This window comes from Marinobacter sp. MDS2, assembly GCF_030718085.1.
Lineage (GTDB): Bacteria > Pseudomonadota > Gammaproteobacteria > Pseudomonadales > Oleiphilaceae > Marinobacter.
In genome coordinates, this window is sequence record NZ_JAVAJF010000001.1 from 101,274 (window position 1) to 124,119 (window position 22,846).

Here is a 22,846-nt window from a genome sequence, read left to right on the forward strand (position 1 = left end):
GTCGATACGGCGCGAGACAACAATTAAAAAACCAACTACATCTTTGCCTGAAAGAACAGGATGGGCGACACACTTCCCAATGGTTGCTGGCCACTTTGCAAATCGATCTGCCACACCATCTCAGACCCGGTCGCACATAAGGGGGCTTCAAATTCTGCCTGGAAGTGGGTGGCAGATTCTTGTTTCAATGGCACGGGGTACTCGCCCATGTACATCGAACGGCCTCGCAATACGGCAAGAAAGCGATCAGGCGCATTCGGGGTTTCGACGGTCAAAGCATAAAGGTGCTGTCCGGCCTTGCCCACCTGAGGCGTCAGGCTAACCTGCCATTGCCCTTCGGGCGTACTCCAGTTGCAAGGGCCTGCCAGAAGATCACATTCCGGGCGCGCAACTTCCTCCTCTGCGTCTTCGGGATATTTCAGCGCCCAAAAGGCCGTCCCGATTACTGTCATCAGAACAACCGCTACTCCTAGAACACGTAACATCATCGGCCTCAGTTTGTATGCAAGCTCACATTATGGGGATATGTGCGCACAAGGCAAAGGTTTCTAAACTGCCGCCACCGTGAGAAAATGTGCGGCTTTCTGGTTTGAGTCACCCACATAAACAGGACACATAGCCGTGCAGCCGGATATCTCCATAAAGAACCTGAACAAGATTTATGAAGGTGGTTTTCAGGCGCTCAATGATATCAATCTGGACATCTACCCGGGGGAAATTTTTGCTCTGCTAGGCCCCAACGGTGCCGGCAAAACAACGCTCATCTCCATTATCTGTGGCATCGTCAACAAATCCAGCGGGCACGCGACCGCAGCGGGCTACGACATCGTTAAAGAATACCGCAAAGCCCGTGAAGCCATAGGCTTGGTGCCCCAGGAACTCAATACCGACTCGTTCGAAACGGTATGGCATGCGGTTTCTTTCAGTCGAGGTCTATTTGGCAAAGCCCCGAAACCCAGCCACATCGAAAAAGTGCTCAAAGACCTTTCCTTGTGGGATAAACGCGACAACCGAATTATGTCGCTATCGGGGGGCATGAAGCGCCGTGTGATGATCGCCAAAGCCCTGTCCCACGAACCCCGCATCCTGTTTTTGGACGAGCCCACCGCAGGCGTGGATGTGGAGCTGCGCCGCGACATGTGGGAGATGGTTCGAAAACTCCGCGAGAACGGCACCACCGTGATTCTGACAACCCACTACATCGAAGAAGCCGAAGAAATGGCCGACCGCATCGGCGTGATACGGCAGGGCCAGATCATTTTGGTTGAAGAAAAAGACCGTCTGATGTCTAAGCTGGGCAAGAAAGAGCTGCGCCTGCATCTGCAAAACAAACTGGAAGCCGTACCTGGAGAGCTGACGCTCGAACCTGTAGAACTGTCAGAAGATGGCTACCAACTGATTTATACCTTCGACTCCCAGAAACAACAGGCCGGCGTTGCCCGGTTGCTCCGCACTTTGGGTGATTTGGGCATTGAATACCGTGACCTTCAAACACGGGAAAGCTCTCTCGAAGAGATTTTTGTTGGTCTAGTTAACGAGTAAAACCGCGCCCGCACGGAGATGGAAATGAATTTGTACGGTGTAAAAGCAATTTATAAGTTTGAAATGGCGCGTATGCGGCGCACGCTGATGCAAAGCGTGTTGTCGCCGGTGATCTCCACTTGCCTGTATTTCGTGGTGTTCGGTTCAGCCATTGGTTCCCGCATGGGTGATATTGACAGCATCAGCTACGGGGCCTACATCATCCCCGGACTGGTCATGCTCTCGCTACTGATGCAAAGCATCTCTAACGCCTCGTTTGGTATCTACATGCCGAAATTCTCCGGCACTATTTACGAAGTGCTGTCTGCACCGGTGTCCTATTTCGAAATCGTCTTGGGTTATGTGGGTGCGGCCGCTACCAAATCGGTTTTGCTTGGTTTGATCATCCTGGCTACCGCCCGTTTGTTCGTTGACTACTCGGTTCTGCACCCGTTCTGGATGGTAGCGTTCCTCTCCCTGACCGCTGTCACTTTCAGTTTGTTTGGGTTCATCATTGGTATCTGGGCAGATGGTTTCGAGAAGCTGCAGATCGTACCCATGATGATCGTAACCCCACTCGTTTTTCTGGGCGGCACGTTTTACTCCATCGATATGCTCCCTGAAATCTGGCAAACCATCAGCTTATTCAACCCGGTGGTGTATCTGATCAGCGGCTTCCGATGGGCGTTTTATGGCGTTTCAGACGTGCACATCGGCGTGAGTGTGGGCATGACTCTGATGTTCCTCGCCATGTGCCTGACCACCATCTGGTGGATCTTCAAGACCGGTTATCGTTTGCGGTCATGAACATCATAACCGCTTTAATTCCCTTCTGCGCGCTGGCTCTGGCGGGCTGCGGCGCTGCCGAAGCCGGTAAAACAACCGAGCCGGTCAAGCTGCAACAGGTACAAGCCTGTTTTGCGAGTGGTGGTGAGGGGTATCCGGTCACGGTTGAAATCGCCAGCGACCCGGAAGAACGCAAGAAGGGGCTTATGGGCCGGCGTGATTTGGATGAAAACGCCGGAATGGTGTTTGAATATCAGGAAGACCGCCCTGCCCGGTATGGCTTCTGGATGTACAAAACCCTCATACCGCTCGACATCGCATTTCTCGACGAGCGCGGCGTAATCGTCAGCGTCCGCCATATGCTGCCATGCACATCGTCCCGGAGTTCAGACTGCCCCATTTACCCGGCCGGAAAACCGTTTCGGAATGCCGTGGAAATGAATGCCGGTTACTTCAAAGCTCATCGTATTGATGAGGGTGACCGGCTCATCTGGCCTTCAGAAGGTACCTGCCCGCCCTGATTATGAGTGGCGCCACTCGGGCTGGCGCTTATCCAAAAAGGCAGAGATGCCTTCTTTTGCATCGTGCGAAACCACATTGCTGGCCATTACTTCTGCGGTGTAGTCGTAAGCTTCGTTGAGCGGCATTTCCAGCTGGCGGTAGAACGCTGTTTTACCCACGTTGAGAGTGTGGGCGGATTTCCCCGCAATGGTCGCGGCCATGCTGTATACCGTCTCATCCAGCAACTCCGGCTCCACAACTCGGTTAACCAGCCCCATCTGCTCTGCTCGTTCCGCATCAATCATGTTTCCTGTCAGCAGCATCTCCATTGAATGCTTGCGAGACACGTTCCGAGACAACGCAACCATCGGTGTGGAGCAAAACAAACCGATATTCACCCCCGGTGTCGCAAACCTCGCCCCGGCTTCTGCAACGGCCAGATCACAGCTGGCCACCAGCTGACAGCCAGCCGCTGTGGCCACGCCTGCCACTCGAGCGATCACCGGTTGCGGCAGGTTCACGATTTGCTGCATCACTTCACTGCATTTCTCGAACAGCTCTTTTTGAAACGCATGGCTATCGAACTGGCTACGAATCTCCTTGAGATCGTGGCCCGCACAGAACACATGGCCCGCTGCCGACAGCACAACCACTCGCGACGAACCATTCGTCGCGATATCCGAAAGAGCATCGCCTAATGCCTGCAGCATTTTCAGAGAGAGACTATTGCGCCGCTCCGGCTGGTTCAAGGTCAGCGTCGTGATGCCTTGGTCATCCGTGGTGAGTGTCAGTAATTCTGCCATGTCGATATCTCCGAAACGCTTATTTATTAGGATGCGCCCAGTATCAGACAACTTGCTACGACTGTCGAATACTAGCGGCAACACAAGGTTTTCCTATACTCTAAGACGTAGCTAGATCCTTGAAAAATCGCCGGATTCACCAAGGTATACTCTGAAGCGAGCATTGGTTGCTGGGAGAGCAATGTGTTTTTGATGAAACGCAAAGGTAATCATCGCCTGCAGCTGACTCGCACTGTGTCAGAGCCGGGGCGTTATCAGGTAGACCTTTACCTGTTCACCCCGCACGAAGACACCCTGACCTCCTGGACGCTTTCCGAACAGCAGTTCCTGTTCACCTCAATCGAACACCGGTTCAGTTTGCTGGGCCTGCCCGAACAGGATCGTATCGGCAAATCCAACCAGGCATTCGCCCTGCTCTCACCTCACTACGAAATCACCTTCGGCTCGTGGCTGTTTCAGTATCGCGCCTCCATGGAGCGGCTGCGCCAGCAAATTGAAAGTTCCGGTCTGAGTGTTGATTTGATCAAACGCGCTCTGCGCCTAAGCCGCAACTTTGCTCAGCGTTTGCGCAACTCCTCGCCAGCCAAAAGCAGCCAGCAACGCTACTACCGTTTAGCCGACATTTACTACTCCTGGCATACCGAGCAGTTTTTGCTGGAATGCCTGGCGATGGACGGCTTTGATGAGCTGGGCGAAGAGATTCGCGAATCGGTGATCGAGTTTCTGGAACGGGAATACCTGCACCGCCAGGAACACGAATACAAAAGCAGTTTCAAAGGCAATGCCACGCGGGTATGGAACAGGATGGGTCTTTATCACCGCCTGCTTGAATACCCGGTACTACTCAGGCCGAAAGTGATCGAGCTGGGCGAAGGCACCCGCAAAATGGTGAAGGCCGTTTCAACCACGCTCATTATGGCGCTGTTCACCTACATCTTGTTCAACACCCGCACCATCAGCGAGCAGCTGTCGCTCAGCCTGTTGTTCGGCATTGCGCTCATTTACGCCGTTCGGGACTTGCTGCGCGACGACATGATTAGCGCCATCACTCGCTGGCTGCGCAAAGGAAAACCACGCTGGAAAATTCGCCTATTAACGCCCTACACCAACAAACCCTTCGCGGGAAAGCGCGTGTGGCTGGATTACCGTAAACGCGCAGACCTCCCCCAACAGGTGAAAGAAAGCTCCGGCAAATGGGTCACGAACGAAGCACAACAAATCGTGTGCTACCGCTCGGTTACCTACTTTGATCACTCGGCTCTGGAAAAGAGCCACCTGCAGGAACGCCTGAGCCTGGATTGCGATGCCCTGTGCGAAATGATTCAGCCCACAACCAACAAGCTGTACGCCTGGAGTGAAAAAGACGACCTCACATCCGAGATCAAAGCACACCCCATTGAAAAGCAGCACGATTACGACCTGCTTCTGGTGTACTCCCAGCCCGGCCAACAACACCTATCCGCACAACGCTGGAGCTTGAGGTTAAGTAGCAGCGGGATTGTGGAGTGCGAAAAGAAAAAGGCAAACTGGCCCAAGCCGGACGGTGAAGAAAGCGAAAAGAAAAAGAACCTATAGGAAAGTTCATGTCTATCCAACTTGATTTTCGCACCCTCAGCCTGACGTTGATGCTGTTTAGCATCGTGTTCGGGTTGGGCATGTTTGCCTATTCCAGAGAGCATCCCAAGTTCTTTGGCATAAAAACCATCGGTCTAGGCTATTTTCTGATTGGCGGCGGCTGTGTTTTGCTCGGCCTGCGTCATTTTATTCATGATTTTGCCTCCATAGTGATTTCCAACCTGGCGATCATTATGGGCGTAGTGCTGACCTATCGGGGCCTGTTTCGTTTTCTTGGTATCTCATTGCCTCTTGAGCGTTGGCTGAGCCCCGCCCTTTTGATGCTGCTTGCATCTGTGTTGTACTTTTATACATTCCATACCCCAGATTTGATCCCGCGTATTCAGGCTTTCTCAACCGCATTTGCGATCGCATCCTTCATCGGCGCTTACGGGCTATTGCAGCACACTGACATCCGTAGCCGTATGGTCGTCAAAATGCTTATTGGCATGTTTTTGCTGGTAGGTGCCTTTTTTGTCTTCCGTTTGCTCTGGTCGTTCTATCAGGTAGCGCCGGATGATTTCATGAACGCAGGGTTGCTCAGCTCTTTGGCGGTCATTGCCGGCGAGTTTTTGGTGATCTTATCTTCGTTTGCCACGATCTGGATGGCTTCCGATGAGCTGCAAGATGAACTCTCGGAGATGGCTCGGGTTGACCCTTTGACGGGAGTCTACAACCGGCGGGCGTTCGACGAATGTTGTGAAATCGAATTCAGCCGAGCACTGCGCTCTGGCAGCTCTTTCGCCATCATAATGTGCGATTTGGATCACTTTAAAAAAGTAAACGACCAGCACGGCCATCATGTAGGTGACGAGGTGTTGAGACGCTTCGCCGGCATCCTCAAAAGCAGAGTGCGGCAGCATGATGTGGTTGCGCGCTTTGGCGGTGAAGAGTTTGTATTGCTTTTACCCAACAATAACGCTGACCAAGGCGCACAGGTAGCGGAAGATCTCAGAGCTAAAACCGCCGAAACGCAGATAGCAATCCCCCCTAAAACCGATCTGGCCGTTTCAGCAAGTTTCGGCGTGGCACAGTATTGCGCCGGTGACCGCGATTGGAGCGCAGTACTGCATCGTGCGGACAATGCACTTTACGCCGCCAAAAAACAGGGGCGTGATCGAGTTGTTGTGGTGGCTTCTGGTTGAATGAGTGTGCGGGTCATGTGGTGCGTCGCTCAAACATGATAGGTGTAATATCTTCCGATGTTAGCCAGGCACCAAAAACGTCTTTGGATAGCTAAAGGATAGTTGAATGAGCGACGGGAAAACTAACCGGGATACCACCTCCGAAAAGAACACCAAGGAGGACGCACACGCGCAAGATTCGAGCGCCAAAGCCGGGGATCGCGAAGCTCGCGAACAGACACCAACGCCGACCGAAAAATCACTGACGTCACAAGAGCGTGATAACGTCTCCCAAAATCGCAGCTTGTCGTCGCTAGCTGTTTATTCCGTCATCCTTCGAGAGGGCAAAGAGGAACTGGAGCGCCCGAAAATCTCGCTCTGGTGGTCCGGCGTGGCAGCAGGGCTTGGGATTTCCACCTCAGTACTCGCCGAAGGCATTATCCACGCCAACCTAGGCCCTGACCATCCCTATCTAACGTTGATTGCAAGCCTGGGCTATTCATTCGGGTTTGTCTTGGTGATTCTGTCTCGGCTGCAACTGTTCACCGAGAACACCATCACCGTTGTGCTGCCAGTTCTGGCCCAGCCGACGCGCAACGGGTTTTACTGCAGTGCCCGCCTCTGGGGAATAGTGCTTGCGGCCAATTTGTGTGGCACGTTTATCACCGCTGCCATCTTCGTCCACGGGGGCATCCTTCCCGCAGACACCCTAACGGCGATCCTTGAGATTTCGCGCCACCTAGCAACGCTGACTCCGGCCGAAACCCTATTACGCGGGATTCCATCGGGCTTTTTCATTGCGGCAATTGTTTGGATGCTGCCATCGGCGAAGAGATCCGAAGTGCTGGTTATCGTCATGTTTACCTGGCTGATCGCGGCGGGTGATTTTACCCATGTGATCGCCGGGGCCAACGAAATATTCGCTCTGGTGGTCAATGGAGAAATGACGATCTTTAACGCCCTGCTCTACCACATATCCCCAGTGCTGATCGGAAACATTCTCGGCGGTACAGGTTTATTCGCGATGCTCGCCTATGGGCAGGTTCAGGAAGAAATGTGAGGCGCCCGACTAGGGCAAGGCTCCTCTTGGCCGGAACAACTTCAATGCACTGGTTATGTGGTGCGAGGCGCAAACATGATGATTGCCATTCCTACCAAAGCAACGGCTGAGCCAACCAGGTCCCAAACAGTGGGGCGGATGCCATCCACTGCCCAAAGCCAAAGTATTGCCATGAAGATATAAACGCCACCATACGCGGCATAGACCCTGCCAGCGGCTGTCGGATGCAACGAAAGCAACCAAGCGAATGCCGCTAGACTCAGCGCACCCGGCACCAGAAGCCAGACAGTCTTACCCTCGCGAAGCCAGAGATAGGGCAAATAACAGCCGACAATTTCCGCCAATGCGGTAACGAGGAAAAGGCCAATAGTTTTCAATTCAGGCATAAAGACCCACTCCTTGGCCGTAACACATAATGCTGCCAGCATCCGCCACTTCGTATGGAAGGCGAAGCCGCAACGAAAAAGGCGTCGCCGCACTTGACCTTTTTATGTAGTGCAGGGTTCATCGAATAATATTTTGTTTGAAAACGGATCTATCACTTCGAATACCCTGTCGCCCCAGGGTGCAGTGGTAATTTGCGGTCGAGAATATTTGTACTCTTGCATTGTGACTTCCTTATACAAAGCCTCAATGTCATCGATACTCACGAACGTTTTAGAGCCGGGAGTACAATCTCCAGAATGTTCACTCAAGTGAAAGACCAGATCTCCTCTAGAAACTTGCATATAAATAGGCGAATCCGGCTCAAAGCGATGCTCCCAATCCAACGACATACCGAGAAATTCGAGGTAGAACTCCTTGGCCTTTTCCTCATCGAAAATCCGAAAAATCGGAATGGCTTTAAATTGCATCTATGCTCTCCTTACGCATAACGCTTGCAGCATGCGCACCTACGAAATGGAGCCGAAAGCGCAATGTAGTAGGCGTCGCCGTGCCTGCATTGGTTAAAACCTACCATCAGGAACCTATAGGGTTAGCCAGCCGCACCGCAACGTTGTTGTGTTGCGATCCAGTTTCGTTCTCATGCTGTGAGCCGAAAAGGTTGACCCACTGCCCCTGAACCAACAGCAACTCCCCGTTGCCAGCACTCCTCCCATTGCTTGTAGTGTAATTGCCAGCATAGTTGAACTGAAATTGGTCGGACGAGCCCATGATTGGCTTGAGTTCATAACCTATGGACAACTCACTGGAAGAGGCAAAGCCTTTATCCTTGCTCGATACGCTAACCCTTAAAAGTCTCGACTCCTCCAGAAAGCTTGGCAATATATCAGAGGGTAAGCTATCCGGTTTTGTAGCCTGACACTCACAATACCGAACCTCCAACACCAGCGGTTTATTAGCGAGATAGTCTTCAGGGGTCGAGTTGTCGGCAAGGACAATGCTAGGGATCAAGGATAGGAAGATCAGATTAACCGGCAGAGTAATTTGTGATGCGATCCGTTGCATGTAACCTCCTGTATTTACATTTTAACGCGCAAAACAGCGACGCATTTATGCGTCCGACTGCTTTTGATTGTTAGTTTTTGGATCGGCTTGCTCAATCGTCTCCGAGGGTTTCTCCTCTTCGGAATCGATTGCGGCATATGCGTTGTAGCCGAGTTGTCCCACCGAATACAGGACCGCAATTAGAGCAAGTATCTTTGCGGGCAGAGACTCAAGGGCTTGGTTTATCTTTGCCCGCCAGTTAGAGCGTGCGGTCTTAAGCTTCCTTGCTGACAGCTTATGGAAAACTGAATTGAAGAAGTACACCTTGCACATGGTTGACTTGTGTAGCTTTAGATACTCCTTTCTTTCAAAGGCTTCAACCTCTTCTGCCCCTGTAAGAAAATCCCGTGGCTTGCCACCATTGACCTCCATGAGATTGGGCATTTTCGGGTGGTCGACGTAGTCTTTGCCATAAATATCGGAAACGAGAGACGACAAATTGTATTTCTTTGAGTCATCCACCTTAGGCGGGGTTTTATCAGTTAAAACACGATACCTATGCTCGATCGTCTCGAAACCAAAGTTGATATTGGTCATATTCCAATGGAGCCAATAATGGTCTTGGTGCGACTGAACAAACCGGTAAAAATCTTCAAGCATCACAGCTTCTAGCTCGTCGTAACGACCGTCAATATCGTCTCGTGATATTTTTTTGATTTCTGCAATCAAATGGATAGAAAAGCTGTGCATTGTTGAACTGCCAACATGGAAGACAGCTATTGACGTAATTCTTGGCGAGAAGCCCTCATTGTTGTCATTAAGGTTCTGACACGAATAATGGATAACCAGCAACGAGTTGACGTTATTCTTAAGAAACTTTACTTGGCTTGGTGCATCCATTTATTCACAGTCCTCTTTAAAACTAACAGCAATTAGACCGCGTTCCACGATATGGCAAAAAAGTGCGTTCTAGATAACTCCGCACCCCCCTTTCCTTTCGGGCACTCAATTTACTAACCTAAACAGTAGCTTAGTTTATTGCAGTTTTGGCAACAAGTAATCGCGTGACCTCTCATTTCTGCTCATTCAATAATGCCTGGTTGCGCGTCGGCGCGGCTAAGGATCGGCAAAGCCGAGGAGAGCACAGATCTCACAAGGGAATCATTGGGCAACATGGATAGAACAGGTTACGTTCGACGGGGCAGAAGAACGCAGGCTTAGGTTCCGTAAGAAAACACAGCCGAAGCGGTCTACATTAGGTCTGTTTAGCGAGAGCGAAGACGGTTAACCTAGGAGGAAGTCGGCTAACTTATTGATTTAAATGGTGCCCGGAGCCGGAATCGAACCGGCACGACCTAACGGTCGAGAGATTTTAAGTCTCTTGTGTCTACCAATTTCACCATCCGGGCATAGGAGGGGAAAATCTGAAGGCCGAGATTGTATAAGGCTCCGTTGCCTAACGCAATTCCGATCTTTAACTTCCTGCCCAAGCTGTTCATTTCGCGCACAATCCAGTTAGTTTTTCGGGTTTGTCGCAATGCCCTTGTAGATGTAGCCGGCGATTCTCGGTGCTTTGGGGATGTACAAATTCTCGAGTTCCTGGATGTCGAATCCGCCTTGCTTGAGCAGCTCAGCGATGTTGCGATTCAGATGACAGCCTCCGGCCAGTTTTTTCCAGCCTGGGGTGATCCGGTGTTGCCATTTGCAGATACTTTCATCAGAGGATTCACCGTGCTCCAGAAACAACAGCTCCCCGCCCGGCTTGAGTACCCGCTTCATTTGTTCAAGCGCGGCTTGCCAGTCCGGGATGGTACACAGAGTAAATGTCAGCAGAATGGTGTCTACGGAGTTATTTTCCAGCGGTATTTTCTCGCCAGGAAGTCCTAACCATTCTACTTTGATAGACGAGCGGTTGAGGTTTGCCTGGGCTTTTCGGCGCATCCCCTCAGACGGTTCCAGTCCGTACACCATTTCTACACGGTCAGGATCGTAGAATTCGAGGTTGATGCCAGAGCCCATGCCAACTTCCAGAACACGACCTTTGGCACGGGGAACCACCTGGCTGCGAAGCTTCATCACCTGTCCCATTGAACAGGCTTTGTCGATGATGTGAGGCAGAATGCGGTTTTCGTAAAAACTCATTGGTTCACCGTGGTTGGCTCGTTTTGTTGTTGTGATATGTCAAGAGTGCTACAAAATGTCTCGCGTTTCTCTGGTATGATCACGTTAGCATTACCGTAACCGCTGGTAATAACAATATTACAAAATGCACCACGCTGTTGCTGTGCGGGCGATGCCCTTTTGTAAGCATGTCATTGCTGGAGGTTCCTATGGAGCTAGATCCCCTCATCCTATCGCGAATCCAGTTCGCGTTTGTCGTGTCATTTCACGCCATTTTCCCGGTGTTCTCTATCGGGCTTGCATCCTTTATCGCACTGCTTGAAGGCCTTGGCTATAAAACCAAAAACCCGGTCTGGATCACCCTATCCGCGTTCTGGACCAAGGTGTTTGCGGTGGTGTTCGGTATGGGCGTGGTGTCGGGCATCGTTATGTCGTTCCAATTTGGAACCAACTGGAGTAATTTCGCGCAGGCATCAGCCAATTTCCTGGGCCCTATCCTCAGCTACGAAGTGCTAACGGCGTTCTTTCTGGAAGCCGCTTTCCTCGGGGTTCTGCTGTTTGGCCGCGACAGAGTCCCGCCCGGGGCACATCTGTTTTCCGCCATTATGGTCGCCATCGGTACTCTCATATCAACGTTCTGGATTCTCTCTGCAAACAGCTGGATGCAAACACCGGCCGGCACGGAATTCAGAGACGGTGCGTTCCACATCTTGTCGTGGGGCGAGGCCATTTTTAATCCTTCCTTTAAGTTCCGCCTGATGCACATGGTGCTGGCGTCTTTTCTGACGGGTAGTTTCGTGGTTGCCGGTGTAAGTGCCTGGTACCTGCTCAAAGGGCGCGAAGTGGAGGCGAACAAGAAAGCGCTGTCTATGTGTTTGTGGCTGCTGCTGTTCATCGCACCGGCGCAAGCGGTTGTGGGTGATTTCCACGGCCTGAACACGCTGGAGCACCAGCCAATGAAGGTGGCGGCGATGGAAGGCCATTGGGAAACATCCACCAATGTACCTCTTTTGCTATTTGCTATTCCCGATCAGGAAAACCAGACCAACCATTTCGAGATTGGCATTCCCAGTCTCGCCAGTTTGATTCTTACTCACGATTTTGATGGTGAGATTCTTGGCCTAAACGAGGTGCCGGTTGAAGAACAGCCGCCGGTCGCGATTGTGTTCTGGTCGTTCCGGATTATGGTCGGCCTTGGCATGCTGATGATCTTGTTTGCCATTACCGGTCTGGTTCTGCGTAAAGGTGGCCGTTTGTATAAAGCCCGCTGGTACCTGCAAGGGCTTCGGGCCATGAGTGTAGCGCCATTCCTTGCCGTGCTCACCGGCTGGTTTGTCACCGAAACAGGCCGTGCACCCTGGTTGGTGTACGGCATGATGACGCAGGCCGAATCGGTGACTCCGTCGCTCACCGGTGGCATGGCTCTGTTTACATTGATTGGCTACATTCTGGTGTATGCCTCTATCTTCACTGCCGGCCTGTACTACCTGATGCGGGTTCTGTACGTGGGGCTGGAAGGCGATGGCGGTCATACTGAAGACGAGGCCGACCGCCCTGCCCGACCACTGTCTGCGGCGCACGTCCAGTTCGAATACGATTCGGAAGAGAACTCGGCAAACCCGGCGAAAACCGCCAATGAAGGGGGGCAACAATAATGGAAGTGTTCGATTTGGCCCTCATTTGGGCGTTTATTATCGGTTTTGGCATCATCATGTACGTGCTGATGGATGGCTTCGATCTGGGCATTGGCATTCTCTTTCCCTTTGCCCCGGCGGAAGAAGATCGGGACACCATGATGAATTCCGTAGCCCCCGTCTGGGACGGCAACGAAACCTGGCTGGTGTTGGGCGGGGCCGGTTTGCTGGCTGCGTTCCCCATGGTGTACAGCATCATTCTGCCCGCCATGTACATCGGCGTGTTTTTGATGCTGGCCGGTTTGATTTTTCGGGGTGTTGCCTTTGAATTCCGGTTCAAAGCGCGCAGCTCTCGCTACCTCTGGAATTGGTCGTTTGCAGGTGGCTCTACCATCGCGACCTTCGCTCAGGGCGCCGTGGTTGGCGCGTACATTCAAGGCTTCAATACCGTCGATGGTGTTTACGTTGGCGGAGCACTGGATTGGTTAACGCCCTTTACGGTGCTAACGGGCTTAGGCACTTTGGCGGGTTATGCATTGCTGGGTTCCACCTGGCTGATTCTGAAAACCGAAGGGCGGCTACAAGACTGGGCCTACAGCATTACTACGCCGCTGTTGATCACCGTTCTGGTGGTGTTCGGCATTATCAGTGTGTGGACACCGTTCGTTGACCCCATGGTTTGGGATCGCTGGTTCTCGAATCTGGGCATCATCTGGATTCTGCCAGCATTGACGTTATTGTGTGCGTTCCAGATCTGGCGCTCGGTTCGCAATCGGTTTGAAGGCATGCCGTTTGTGGCCACCATGGGGCTGTTTATCACCACGTACCTCGGTTTGATCGTCAGCCGCTGGCCGTATGTGGTGCCACCAAACTACACCTTGTGGGATGCCGCCTCTGCCCCGGAAGCACAGCTGTTTTTGCTGCTGGGTTTGCTGTTCGTGATTCCCATCATTCTGGTTTACACCGCCTGGACCTATTGGGTGTTCCGAGGCAAGGTGCGCGCCGGAGAGGGGTATCACTAGGTGGAATCGTCGGACCCGGCCCGTGTCCGACGCTGGCTCTCTGAGTTAACCAAGAGCAGTCAGCGCTGGATACGAGCCACGGTTTTAGCCGGCGTATGGGTTGGGTTGGCAACCATCGTCCAGATGGCTTTGCTGGCCTGGCTGGTGTACCAAGGGATTATCGAGCAACAACCGGTAGCCAGCCTTGCCCCGGCATTTCTATTGCTGATCGCTGTACTCCTGCTGCGCGCCATCGGCCAGGGCCTGCAAACCCGCTTTGCCGCGCGCTGCAGTGAAGAGGTACGTCGGGAGGTGCGCCGGCAGCTGCACCGCAAGTGGCAATCGCTCGGGCCGGTCGCACTGTCAGATGCGTCGGCCGCGTCGCTTACGCGGGAATGGCTGGACCACGTGGAGGCCCTGCATGGGTACTTTGCCCGCTTCCTGCCGCAAATGATGTTATCGGTGATTATGCCGCTGTTGATTCTCACTGTGGTGTTCTGGCTGGATTGGTTGGCCGGTATTTTTCTGGTGTTATCCGCGCCCTTGATTCCTTTGTTTATGGCGCTGGTGGGGATGGGTGCCGAGAAGGTTAACCAGCAGCATTTTGAAACCGTCAGCCGGCTTTCGGGCCAGTTTCTGGACAAGGTGCGAGGGCTGACCACCCTGCAGTTGTTCGGGCACACGGCCCAAGCCAGTGCCACACTGCACCACCGTTCCGATCAGTTTCGCCTAATCACCCTCAAGACCCTGAAGATTGCCTTTCTCTCGTCTGCGGTGCTGGAGTTCTTCGCGTCAGTGGCGATCGCGGTGATTGCCATCTACATTGGTTTCGGGCTGCTAGGCTACATCTCGTTCGGGCCCAGCTCGGAGCTAACGCTGTTTTCCGGCTTGCTGATTCTGCTGTTGGCACCGGAATTTTTTCAGCCCCTGCGCACCCTTTCCCAGCATTACCATGATAGAGCCGCGGCTCTTGGTGCCAGCGCGGAAATTATCGCCCGGCTTGATCAGTCTGCGGCTCCGGCCAAAAAGTCTGCCTTGGTGGCTACCGGTGATGCCTCGGCCATCGCACTTCAGCATCTATCCCTCTGCTACGACTCTGGCCCCGAAGTCATCCGAAGTGTGACGCTTACGATCAAGCAAGGCGAAACCATCGTACTGACCGGCCCCTCCGGTGGCGGCAAGTCGTCGCTGCTGCATATGCTGGCCGGATTCCTTCAGCCGGAATCCGGCTCGATTTCGATATTTGGCCAACCAGCCGGAGAACAGCCTTTTGGTTGGTTGGGCCAGAAAGGTTTCTGGATTCAAGGCAGTTGGGCCGACAACCTGCGGATGACTTGCCCGGATGCCTCAGACATCGCGATTGAAAAGGCGCTTCATCAAGTGGGCCTGGCCGATCTGGTTGAGCAGCGAGAACTTGGTATCTACAGCCAAATTGGCGAGGATGGCCAAGGACTGTCGGGCGGTCAGGCCCGGCGTTTGAGCCTGGCACGAATCTTTCTGGCCGATTACGATCTGGTGCTTTTGGACGAACCAACCGCCGGGCTGGATGCCACCAGTGAAATCTATGTACTGGAAGCCCTGCACAAGCTGTCCCAAGACGGCAAAACCCTGATTCTATCCACTCATCACCAAGCCCTGTTCACCCTGGCCGACCGGCTCTTGATCGTTAATCACGGCGAGGTGAAAAATGCGTGATCTTCGCCCCTGGTTCACGTTGATTCTGCAGCGCCGCGGGCGTCTGTTCATCGGTGCGCTCTTACTGCTGGCGACGTTAATTTCCGGCATTGCCCTGCTCGCGTTGTCCGGTTGGTTCCTGACCGAAACCGCTCTGGTAGGTTTGCTGTTTGCGGCGGGCATTCAAGCCTACATCAACCTGTATGTGCCCGGTGGAGCCATCCGTTTTTTTGCCGTATCTCGAACCGTCGCCCGCTATTTCGAGCGGCTGTATAACCACAACACGGTTCTGCGTTTGTTGACCGACATCCGCGTTGCGCTGTTTGATCGAATGGCGCAATCGGGCCACCGGGACAGAGGCCGCCACAAAGGCGCGCATTGGCTATCCCGGCTTACCGCCGATGTAGATGCCCTCGATACGCTGTACCTCCGTCTGGTTGCTCCTTCGGCTTTGGCAGCGGTGGTGGCATTACTGGTGGTCGTCCTGGTGTGGCTGCTATTCACCTGGGAGATCGCCTTAACGCTGTTGGCATTACTGGGCTCAGCGTTCGTGATTGCTACCTGGGTGCTGTATCGCCGGACACAGGGGCTTTCAGGGCAGCTCAACGAACGGCAGGAGCTCCTGCGCAGCGAGGTAATTGAACATCTGGAAGGGTTCTCAGAGCTAACCGCAGCGGGGCGTATCGGAAAACACGCAGCCCTTTTGAAGCGCCAAGCCCTGGCGCTCGATAAAGACCAGGCTGTGATTGAGACTCAGACCGGGTGGCACCTGGCGCTGACGCAATTATTGATCAATCTGTCAGCAGTGCTTGTGCTCTGGACCGGATTAAAACTGTTTCAGAACGGATCGGTGTCCGGCCCGGTCTTGGTCATGCTACCCATCGTGTTGCTGGGGCTGAACGAGGTTTATGCCATGCTCCCGGACGCATTCGGCAAACTCGGGGCAACGGTGGCTGCGGCTAAGCGATTGAATGAGGAAATTAAGCCTTCTGCCGTCCATCCTGCGAACACAACCACCGGCACCACACTGATAGCGTCCGATCTTTCCGTCGGTCACCCCGGCAGTGCGCCGGTCATGACACACTTTTCCCTGTCGGCTCAGGCCGGCGATCGCCTTGGTATTGTTGGCGTATCTGGCAGTGGCAAATCCTCCTTGGCCGATACCTTTGCGGGTGTGATTCCAGCACTGTCGGGAAGGGTTGAGCGCCCGCCATGCGCTTACCTGACACAAAGAACCGTGGTGTTTGAGGATACGGTGAAAGCCAACCTGTTACTGGGAAATCCAAAAGCGACCGACGCAGAGTTATGGCGGATATTGCAGTTGGTGGAGCTGGCAGAGCGATTTACGCGGGAAGACGAAGGGCTGAACACGTGGCTAGGCAGCAGCGGTAACCGTTTATCCGGAGGGGAAGCCCGCCGATTGGTTCTGGCCCGGGTACTGCTATCGAGCGCTCCGTTGGTGATTCTGGACGAACCGTTTACCGGTGTAGATGCCGACACCCGTACCCGAATCGCGCCACTGATTGACCGCTGGCTGGAAGGCCGCACGGTCATCAGTCTGGGGCATGGGCCGGAAGCTCTGCTGCCTTCCGACCACATACTGCACCTGAGCTAGGCGCTTATCGGGTTTCCAGCACCTCGAAGGTCAGGCCAGCGTTGCTGGTCAGGCGCTCATGAAGCTTACCGTTCATGGCTGAAGACGGTGTCCAAAAACCGCCGGGCAACTCGTCGTTAGTATCCAGAGCCAGACACAAACCGGCTTCACCCAGCATTTTTCCTGTTGAGCCATAGCCCGGATCCCGGTCGCCCGTCACCTTGGTGATCATCGTTTTGCCATCTTGGGTGCGGCCGATGAAGCGAATATCGTAGAAGCCGGCTTCCTGTGCTTCCGGAGTCGGGCCTTCGCCTGGCTGAGGAACCAGTTTTTCAACCAGCCAACGGGTTGGTTTGATCGCAGATGCCGTGAAAAATGCACCCAGCGCGGCCACAACACCATAAGCCGTCAGACGGCCCTTGGTGCCCTTCCCTGTCATGATGGCTTCATCGTAGGTGAACTCTTTGCCGTAACGAGCACCCTGCACTGCGTTCGAGCGATGAACCACACGAGTGTTAATGGCACCCATTACAAACGGCGCCAGCCAAACGTCGAAATCTTTGTCGTATTCGGCGGATTTCAGGCTGGGCTGTCTTGTCTTCGAGCGGTGTTCTGGCGGGCAGATCGAAAACGGGTTCGCGAGTTCTTTACGCAACGCCGGGTTGGCACCCACTTCCTTCGCGATGTTAATCATGGATGCAACCGTGCCGCCCGAAAGACCGCCTTTAGCCACTTTCACGCGCATTCGAACGTCCTGACACGGTTGACCAAAGGTTTCTTCGGCCTTCTGTTGCAGGAACCAAACCCCCATGTCAGAGGGGATCGAATCAAAACCACAGCAATGCACGATGCGCGCGCCGCTTTCCTTTGCCTGATCTTCGTAACGCTTGATCATCCGGCTAATCCATTGGACCTCACCGGTCAGATCGCAATAATCGGTGCCGGTGGTTACACACGCCTTGATCAGCGGCTCACCGTACAAAGCGTAGGGACCAACCGTTGAAATCACCACTTTGGTTTGCTCGCACAGAGCAATCAAAGCGGTTTCGTCGCTGGCATCGGCAATCAGCACGGGCAAGTCAGCGGCGCTGGCACCCAACGTAGCTTTAAGATCATTCAGTTTGCCCTCGGAGCGACCGGCAATAGCCCATTTCACCTCACCGCCTATCCCGTAGTTCTTAGCAAGGTAGCTGGTGAGTATCTGGCCTACAAAGCTTGTGGCGCCAAATACAATCAGATCGTAATTTGCCTGTGTGTTGGTCATTGCGTGTCCTTGTCTTTATTGGATTTTATGATGGAAACGATGGTAACAGGTTTAATCGTGCGTGTTACTTTCATCTTTTCACGAAAACTGCGTCCTTCCGGCCAATCGTTTAATGGCAAAGCAGGTTCAAACTGGTGACACCTTAACAAATACCCCGGAGGACATACGTGGTTGTATTCCTGCTTATCACGAGTTTCGTACTGGCGTGCCTGAGCGGCCTTCTGCTCTGGCAATTGCTGGAACAGCGCAAGATGATTGAGCAAATGCTTGAGCGCGAAGATATACCCGAGCATCCGCCCGAACCAGAGCTGGCGATCGTTCTCAAGGTGCTGGACCCTATCGGGCTGGCCAAACGCGAGTCCAGAGCCGGGCGTCTGATCGGCGACCGTTTGCCCACGACGGCAACCAAAATGGTGTATCAGGAAGTTCTAAAGGAATTGACAAGCGAGCTGGAAGCCCGTGAAATCGATGTTGATATGCAAATCGAATATCGCTGAGGGAGCCCATCATGGCCATTTTGATAACCGCCGGTGTTTGTCTGGCTCTAAGCGCAGGTTTGCTGGCTGCCGGTTTCAGGGAATCTGTCAGTTCTCGTAAACAACTACGCGTTCTCAATGCCAGCCGGCTAAACGCCCAAAACGAGATTCAGCGAAAAAGAATGGAGCTGCTTGAGGTGCGTAATCGCGCCAAGCTGATGGAAGATACTGTATCCGGGGGTACAGCCGCCGTTGAGAAAGTTCACAAAGTGATTGCCAATACCACGTTTGGTTTGATCGACCGTTTCGCCAAGGATGAAGCGTTCAAGAGCACCGCGCGTAGAGTCAGGAAAACCCATCACGAGAAAAGCGAGAAAGTGTATAAAGTGGTAAGAACCACGAATCGAGCTGCGCATTTACTGGCCGACAGCCTATTCATCGGTAAAGCCGAGAAGCGCATTATCTCCAAAACAAAAAAGGCACCCTAAGGTGCCTTTTTCAGAGAGATCAGAAAGTTACAGAACTTTCTTCAACTCTTCTTCAAGCTGAGGAACAGCTTCGAACAGGTCCGCTACCAGGCCGTAATCGGCAACCTGGAAGATCGGAGCTTCTTCGTCCTTGTTGATCGCAACGATCACTTTGGAGTCAGACATACCTGCCAAGTGCTGGATAGCACCAGAGATACCAACCGCTACGTACAGCTGAGGCGCAACGATCTTACCAGTCTGGCCTACCTGCATGTCGTTCGGTACGAAACCGGCGTCTACCGCGGCACGGGAAGCACCTACAGCTGCGCCCATCAGGTCAGCTACTTGCTCAAGCATCTTGAAGTTTTCGCCGTTCTGCATACCACGGCCACCGGAGATAACGATGCCGGCAGAGGCCAGGTCAGGACGGTCAGAAGCGGCTTTCTCTTCGCCTACAAAAGAGGACAAGCCAGCGTCTTTAACAACGTCAAGCTGTTCTACAGAAGCAGAACCGCCTTCAGCAGCTACCGGATCGAAACCAGTCGGACGAACAGTAACAACTTTGATGCTGTCGCTCGCTTTTACAGTCGCGATGGCGTTACCAGCGTAGATCGGACGAACAAACGTGTCTTCAGATTCAACACGGATGATGTCTGAAACCTGGGCAACGTCCAGCAGCGCAGCTACGCGAGGCATGAAGTCTTTACCTGTGGTGCCGGCAGAGGTCAGGATGTGGCTATAGCCCTTACCTACTTCTGCGACCAGCTCACTCAGGTTTTCAGCCAGGAAGTGGCCGTAGGCAGCGTTGTCAGCAACCAGAACCTTGTTTACGCCTTCGGCTTTTGCAGCGGCTTCAGCGACGGCGCCTACGTTTTCACCAGCAACCAGCACGTCGATGTCACCACCGATGGCCTTGGCTGCCGCTACAACGTTCAGAGTAGCCTGCTTCAGGCTGCTGTTGTCGTGTTCAGCAATTACCAGGATGCTCATTTAGATCACCTTCGCTTCGTTCTTCAGTTTATCAACCAGCTCAGCAACGTCAGCCACCTTGATACCAGCCTGACGTGAAGCAGGCGCTTCTACTTTCAGGGTGGACAGACGAGGTGCGATTTCAACACCCAGGTCAGCTGCACTTACTGTCTCGAGGGGCTTCTTCTTAGCCTTCATGATGTTCGGCAAAGAAGCGTAGCGCGGCTCGTTCAAACGCAAGTCAGTGGTAACAACCGCAGGCAAGTTCAGAGCAACAGTCATCAGACCGCCGTCTACTTCACGGGTTACGTTAACTTTTTCACCGTCAACAACTACTTCTGAAGCGAAAGTACCCTGACCCATACCGGTCAGAGCGGCCAGCATCTGGCCAGTCTGGTTGTTGTCGGAATCGATGGACTGTTTACCCAGAATAACCAGTTTCGGCTCTTCTTTCTCAACGACAGCTTTGAGCAGCTTGGCCGCTTCGAGGGATTGGACTTCTTCGTCAGTCTCGATGTGGATACCACGGTCAGCGCCCAGTGCCAGAGCAGTACGGATTTGCTCCTGGGAGGCCTTCGGGCCAATGGATACAACAACGATTTCAGTGGCAACGCCTTTTTCTTTCAAACGAACCGCTTCTTCAACTGCGATTTCGCAGAACGGGTTCATTGCCATTTTGACGTTGGCGAGGTCAACACCGGTGTTGTCCGGCTTGACGCGCACCTTTACGTTGTAGTCGATAACTCGTTTTACAGCGACCAGAACCTTCATAGATTCCTCGTTCTTCTACAATGGGTTTAATGATGCACAGTGCTAAACAGAGCGCCTGCCACGGAAAGCATGACAATACTGCAGGTTAAAACAGAAGGGGTAATTGCCCCATCCGACGCTCCAGGCCTGCGTTCACAGCCAATCGACCGGGTTGACCCGGCCAGGCAATGAGACGATACTAAAAATCGACTCAAAACACACGTTATTTCGGTGTATACGTACAATGCCAAAGGTAAGTGCAAATTTCAAACAAACGTTTGTTTGATTTGTCAAATGCGTTATCCTTCGGAAAATAACATTCATTAAAGCTGTATGAGGAGACCAACGTGGAACGCGAATCAATGGAGTTTGATGTTCTGATCGTAGGCGGCGGCCCTGCGGGACTGTCGGCAGCCTGCCGAGTCATGCAACTGGCCCAAGAAGCCGGTGAAGAACTGACTGTTTGTGTAGTTGAGAAAGGTTCCGAGGTTGGTGCACATATCCTCGCCGGTACCGTTTTCGAACCTACCGCTTTGAACGAACTCTTCCCTGACTGGAAAGAAAGAGGCGCGCCTCTGAACACTCCGGTTACCCGGGACGACATTTTCCTGCTTAAAGATCAGGAAAAAGCCACCAAGATTCCGAACGCGTTTGTGCCCAAGAACATGCACAACCACGGCAACTACATCATCAGCCTTGGCAACCTGTGCCGCTGGTTGGCCGAACAAGCCGAGCAGCTGGGCGTAGAAGTTTATCCAGGCTTTGCCGCGTCAGAAACTATCGTTGAAGATGGTCAGGTTAAAGGCATCATTACTGGCGATATGGGCGTAGCCCGTGACGGTTCCGAGAAAGACGGCTACATGCCGGGCATGGAACTGCGTGCCAAGTACACCCTGTTCACCGAAGGTTGTCGTGGCCATCTGGGCAAGCGCCTGATTAACGATTTCAAGCTGGACGAAGGCAAAGACCCCCAGCACTACGGCATCGGCATCAAAGAGCTGTGGGACATCGATCCGGCTAAACACGAGCCAGGCCTGGTTGTTCACACCACTGGCTGGCCACTGAACGAATCCGGCTCTACCGGCGGTTCCTTCCTGTATCACCTTGAAGGTGGTCAGGTGTATGTAGGTCTGATTACTGACCTGTCCTACAGTAACCCGCACCTGAGCCCGTTTGAAGAATTCCAGCGCCTGAAGCACCACCCTGAAGTGAAGAAGTACCTGGAAGGCGGTAAGCGTGTTGCTTACGGTGCCCGAGCCATCACCAAAGGCGGCTACAACGCCCTGCCTAAGATGAGCTTCCCGGGTGGTCTGCTGCTGGGCTGTGATGCCGGTACGCTGAACAGCTCCAAGATCAAAGGTTCCCACACAGCCATGAAGTCTGGTCTGTTGGGTGCTGAAGCGGTGTTTGAAGCCCTGAAAGAAGGCAAGAACGGCGAAGAGATCACCAGCTTTGCGAAGCGTTTTGAAGACAGCTGGTTGTACAAAGAGCTTTACGCAGAGCGTAACTTTGGCCCGGCCATGCACAAGTTCGGCAACTTTGTTGGCGGAGCAATTGCCTTCTTCGAGCAGAACATTCTGCGCGGAAGCCTGCCGTTCACGTTCCGTGATACCACTCCCGATTACGCAACGATGAAGCCAGCAGCCGACTGCAAGAAGATCGATTACCCGAAACCGGACAACAAGTTGACCTTCGACCGCCTGAGCTCTGTGTTCATCTCGAACACCAACCACGAGGAAGATCAGCCGATTCACCTGAAGCTGACCGACCCGGACATTCCGCTGCAGGTTAACCTGCCAAAGTACGACGAGCCCGCGCAGCGTTACTGCCCGGCTGGCGTGTACGAAGTGGTTGAAGCCGAAGACGGAAGCGGTAAGAAGTTCCAGATCAACGCCCAGAACTGTGTTCACTGTAAGACCTGTGACATCAAGGATCCTTCACAGAACATTACCTGGGTAACACCGGAAGGAAGCGGTGGACCAAACTATCCGAACATGTAAGAAAATGTTCTGATATGACCAAAAAAGCCGGGATTTTCCCGGCTTTTTTGTGTTTTGAT

At 53.2% G+C, this 22,846-nt stretch carries 23 protein-coding genes and 1 tRNA gene; 13 read left to right on the forward strand and 11 right to left on the reverse strand.

Annotated elements, in window-relative coordinates; genetic code table 11:
- Window positions 1–35: 35 nt before the first annotated feature.
- On the reverse strand, window positions 36–452 hold the full coding sequence (locus Q9245_RS00465) for a hypothetical protein (RefSeq protein WP_305895322.1): 417 nt from the start codon (window positions 450–452) through the stop codon (window positions 36–38).
- A 169-nt stretch (window positions 453–621) separates the two neighbouring features.
- On the opposite strand from Q9245_RS00465, the gene Q9245_RS00470 reads away from it, so the two are divergent.
- The 3 genes from Q9245_RS00470 to Q9245_RS00480 are packed head-to-tail and all read left to right on the forward strand — an operon-like array spanning window position 622 to window position 2,828.
- Window positions 622–1,542 carry an ABC transporter ATP-binding protein gene (locus Q9245_RS00470; RefSeq protein WP_305895323.1) on the forward strand — a complete coding sequence of 307 codons (921 nt, stop codon included), beginning with the start codon at window positions 622–624 and terminating at the stop codon, window positions 1,540–1,542.
- A gap of 24 nt (window positions 1,543–1,566) precedes the next feature.
- Window positions 1,567–2,328: an ABC transporter permease gene (locus Q9245_RS00475; protein ID WP_199007110.1), complete on the forward strand. Its 762-nt coding sequence runs from the start codon at window positions 1,567–1,569 to the stop codon at window positions 2,326–2,328.
- Window positions 2,325–2,828, forward strand: coding sequence for a DUF192 domain-containing protein (locus Q9245_RS00480; RefSeq protein ID WP_305895324.1), 504 nt, complete (start codon window positions 2,325–2,327; stop codon window positions 2,826–2,828). The genes Q9245_RS00475 and Q9245_RS00480 overlap by 4 nt, the downstream gene beginning before the upstream one ends.
- On the opposite strand, the gene Q9245_RS00485 is transcribed toward Q9245_RS00480, so the two are convergent.
- Window positions 2,829–3,611, reverse strand: a complete 783-nt coding sequence (locus Q9245_RS00485; protein WP_305895325.1) for an enoyl-CoA hydratase — start codon at window positions 3,609–3,611, stop codon at window positions 2,829–2,831.
- A gap of 183 nt (window positions 3,612–3,794) precedes the next feature.
- Here Q9245_RS00485 and Q9245_RS00490 point away from each other — a divergent pair, with 183 nt between their 5' ends.
- The 3 genes from Q9245_RS00490 (at window position 3,795) to Q9245_RS00500 (ending at window position 7,409) form a co-directional block, all read left to right on the forward strand.
- Window positions 3,795–5,186, forward strand: coding sequence for a hypothetical protein (locus Q9245_RS00490; protein WP_305895326.1), 1,392 nt, complete (start codon window positions 3,795–3,797; stop codon window positions 5,184–5,186).
- 8 nt (window positions 5,187–5,194) lie between these two features.
- Complete coding sequence (locus Q9245_RS00495; protein WP_305895327.1) at window positions 5,195–6,370, forward strand: GGDEF domain-containing protein; 1,176 nt, start codon at window positions 5,195–5,197, stop codon at window positions 6,368–6,370.
- A gap of 106 nt (window positions 6,371–6,476) precedes the next feature.
- The gene (locus tag Q9245_RS00500) at window positions 6,477–7,409 is read left to right on the forward strand and encodes a formate/nitrite transporter family protein (protein WP_305895328.1); all 933 of its coding nucleotides are present in this window, start codon (window positions 6,477–6,479) and stop codon (window positions 7,407–7,409) included.
- Between the two features lie 53 nt (window positions 7,410–7,462).
- Here the strand turns inward: Q9245_RS00500 and Q9245_RS00505 are convergent, their stop codons facing one another.
- The 6 genes from Q9245_RS00505 to Q9245_RS00530 all read right to left on the reverse strand — a co-directional run bounded on the left by Q9245_RS00505 (window position 7,463) and on the right by Q9245_RS00530 (window position 10,979).
- Window positions 7,463–7,795 carry a YnfA family protein gene (locus Q9245_RS00505; RefSeq protein WP_305895329.1) on the reverse strand — a complete coding sequence of 111 codons (333 nt, stop codon included), beginning with the start codon at window positions 7,793–7,795 and terminating at the stop codon, window positions 7,463–7,465.
- A gap of 102 nt (window positions 7,796–7,897) precedes the next feature.
- Window positions 7,898–8,263 (reverse strand): glyoxalase superfamily protein, encoded by a 366-nt coding sequence (locus Q9245_RS00510; protein WP_305895330.1) that lies wholly within the window; start codon window positions 8,261–8,263, stop codon window positions 7,898–7,900.
- Window positions 8,264–8,369: 106 nt separating this feature from the next.
- Window positions 8,370–8,858 carry a hypothetical protein gene (locus tag Q9245_RS00515; RefSeq protein ID WP_305895331.1) on the reverse strand — a complete coding sequence of 163 codons (489 nt, stop codon included), beginning with the start codon at window positions 8,856–8,858 and terminating at the stop codon, window positions 8,370–8,372.
- A gap of 45 nt (window positions 8,859–8,903) precedes the next feature.
- Window positions 8,904–9,737: a hypothetical protein gene (locus Q9245_RS00520; protein WP_305895332.1), complete on the reverse strand. Its 834-nt coding sequence runs from the start codon at window positions 9,735–9,737 to the stop codon at window positions 8,904–8,906.
- A 422-nt stretch (window positions 9,738–10,159) separates the two neighbouring features.
- A tRNA-Leu gene (locus Q9245_RS00525) sits at window positions 10,160–10,246 on the reverse strand.
- Between the two features lie 106 nt (window positions 10,247–10,352).
- A complete protein-coding gene (locus Q9245_RS00530) occupies window positions 10,353–10,979 on the reverse strand; it encodes a class I SAM-dependent methyltransferase (RefSeq protein ID WP_305895333.1) in 627 nt (208 codons plus the stop codon).
- A gap of 188 nt (window positions 10,980–11,167) precedes the next feature.
- On the opposite strand from Q9245_RS00530, the gene Q9245_RS00535 reads away from it, so the two are divergent.
- Genes Q9245_RS00535 through cydC form a run of 4 tightly spaced genes read left to right on the forward strand, consistent with a single transcriptional unit; the run spans window position 11,168 to window position 16,882 of the window.
- A complete protein-coding gene (locus Q9245_RS00535) occupies window positions 11,168–12,613 on the forward strand; it encodes a cytochrome ubiquinol oxidase subunit I (RefSeq protein ID WP_305895334.1) in 1,446 nt (481 codons plus the stop codon).
- The gene (gene cydB / locus Q9245_RS00540) at window positions 12,613–13,614 is read left to right on the forward strand and encodes a cytochrome d ubiquinol oxidase subunit II (protein ID WP_305895335.1); all 1,002 of its coding nucleotides are present in this window, start codon (window positions 12,613–12,615) and stop codon (window positions 13,612–13,614) included. Before Q9245_RS00535 ends, cydB begins: the two co-directional genes overlap by 1 nt.
- Window positions 13,615–15,288, forward strand: a complete 1,674-nt coding sequence (cydD, locus tag Q9245_RS00545) for a thiol reductant ABC exporter subunit CydD (protein ID WP_305895336.1) — start codon at window positions 13,615–13,617, stop codon at window positions 15,286–15,288. It begins immediately after the preceding gene.
- Window positions 15,281–16,882: a thiol reductant ABC exporter subunit CydC gene (gene cydC, locus Q9245_RS00550; RefSeq protein WP_305895337.1), complete on the forward strand. Its 1,602-nt coding sequence runs from the start codon at window positions 15,281–15,283 to the stop codon at window positions 16,880–16,882. The genes cydD and cydC overlap by 8 nt, the downstream gene beginning before the upstream one ends.
- Window positions 16,883–16,886: 4 nt before the next feature.
- On the opposite strand, the gene Q9245_RS00555 is transcribed toward cydC, so the two are convergent.
- The gene (locus Q9245_RS00555; RefSeq protein WP_305895338.1) at window positions 16,887–18,125 is read right to left on the reverse strand and encodes a trans-acting enoyl reductase family protein; all 1,239 of its coding nucleotides are present in this window, start codon (window positions 18,123–18,125) and stop codon (window positions 16,887–16,889) included.
- A gap of 167 nt (window positions 18,126–18,292) precedes the next feature.
- Between Q9245_RS00555 and Q9245_RS00560 the strand changes: the two genes are divergently transcribed.
- Both Q9245_RS00560 and Q9245_RS00565 read left to right on the forward strand, forming a co-directional pair.
- Window positions 18,293–18,622, forward strand: coding sequence for a hypothetical protein (locus Q9245_RS00560; RefSeq protein ID WP_305895339.1), 330 nt, complete (start codon window positions 18,293–18,295; stop codon window positions 18,620–18,622).
- 11 nt (window positions 18,623–18,633) lie between these two features.
- Window positions 18,634–19,089, forward strand: a complete 456-nt coding sequence (locus tag Q9245_RS00565; RefSeq protein ID WP_305895340.1) for a hypothetical protein — start codon at window positions 18,634–18,636, stop codon at window positions 19,087–19,089.
- A 27-nt stretch (window positions 19,090–19,116) separates the two neighbouring features.
- Here the strand turns inward: Q9245_RS00565 and Q9245_RS00570 are convergent, their stop codons facing one another.
- The gene (locus Q9245_RS00570) at window positions 19,117–20,058 is read right to left on the reverse strand and encodes an electron transfer flavoprotein subunit alpha/FixB family protein (RefSeq protein WP_199007094.1); all 942 of its coding nucleotides are present in this window, start codon (window positions 20,056–20,058) and stop codon (window positions 19,117–19,119) included.
- Window positions 20,059–20,808, reverse strand: coding sequence for an electron transfer flavoprotein subunit beta/FixA family protein (locus Q9245_RS00575; RefSeq protein WP_114333740.1), 750 nt, complete (start codon window positions 20,806–20,808; stop codon window positions 20,059–20,061).
- Window positions 20,809–21,134: 326 nt separating this feature from the next.
- Between Q9245_RS00575 and Q9245_RS00580 the strand changes: the two genes are divergently transcribed.
- Complete coding sequence (locus tag Q9245_RS00580; RefSeq protein ID WP_305895341.1) at window positions 21,135–22,787, forward strand: electron transfer flavoprotein-ubiquinone oxidoreductase; 1,653 nt, start codon at window positions 21,135–21,137, stop codon at window positions 22,785–22,787.
- Window positions 22,788–22,846 lie beyond the last annotated feature (59 nt).

Coding starts and splice junctions, on each gene's coding strand:
- Q9245_RS00480 (WP_305895324.1), top strand. CDS start 2,325: ATGAACATCATAACCGCTTTAATTCCCTTCTGCGCGCTGGCTCTGGCG.
- Q9245_RS00465 (WP_305895322.1), bottom strand. CDS start 452: ATGACAGTAATCGGGACGGCCTTTTGGGCGCTGAAATATCCCGAAGAC.
- Q9245_RS00505 (WP_305895329.1), bottom strand. CDS start 7,795: ATGCCTGAATTGAAAACTATTGGCCTTTTCCTCGTTACCGCATTGGCG.
- Q9245_RS00530 (WP_305895333.1), bottom strand. CDS start 10,979: ATGAGTTTTTACGAAAACCGCATTCTGCCTCACATCATCGACAAAGCC.
- Q9245_RS00575 (WP_114333740.1), bottom strand. CDS start 20,808: ATGAAGGTTCTGGTCGCTGTAAAACGAGTTATCGACTACAACGTAAAG.
- Q9245_RS00565 (WP_305895340.1), top strand. CDS start 18,634: ATGGCCATTTTGATAACCGCCGGTGTTTGTCTGGCTCTAAGCGCAGGT.
- Q9245_RS00495 (WP_305895327.1), top strand. CDS start 5,195: ATGTCTATCCAACTTGATTTTCGCACCCTCAGCCTGACGTTGATGCTG.
- cydB (WP_305895335.1), top strand. CDS start 12,613: ATGGAAGTGTTCGATTTGGCCCTCATTTGGGCGTTTATTATCGGTTTT.
- Q9245_RS00485 (WP_305895325.1), bottom strand. CDS start 3,611: ATGGCAGAATTACTGACACTCACCACGGATGACCAAGGCATCACGACG.
- Q9245_RS00510 (WP_305895330.1), bottom strand. CDS start 8,263: ATGCAATTTAAAGCCATTCCGATTTTTCGGATTTTCGATGAGGAAAAG.
- Q9245_RS00570 (WP_199007094.1), bottom strand. CDS start 20,058: ATGAGCATCCTGGTAATTGCTGAACACGACAACAGCAGCCTGAAGCAG.
- Q9245_RS00475 (WP_199007110.1), top strand. CDS start 1,567: ATGAATTTGTACGGTGTAAAAGCAATTTATAAGTTTGAAATGGCGCGT.
- Q9245_RS00500 (WP_305895328.1), top strand. CDS start 6,477: ATGAGCGACGGGAAAACTAACCGGGATACCACCTCCGAAAAGAACACC.
- Q9245_RS00535 (WP_305895334.1), top strand. CDS start 11,168: ATGGAGCTAGATCCCCTCATCCTATCGCGAATCCAGTTCGCGTTTGTC.
- cydC (WP_305895337.1), top strand. CDS start 15,281: ATGCGTGATCTTCGCCCCTGGTTCACGTTGATTCTGCAGCGCCGCGGG.
- Q9245_RS00515 (WP_305895331.1), bottom strand. CDS start 8,858: ATGCAACGGATCGCATCACAAATTACTCTGCCGGTTAATCTGATCTTC.
- Q9245_RS00555 (WP_305895338.1), bottom strand. CDS start 18,125: ATGACCAACACACAGGCAAATTACGATCTGATTGTATTTGGCGCCACA.
- Q9245_RS00520 (WP_305895332.1), bottom strand. CDS start 9,737: ATGGATGCACCAAGCCAAGTAAAGTTTCTTAAGAATAACGTCAACTCG.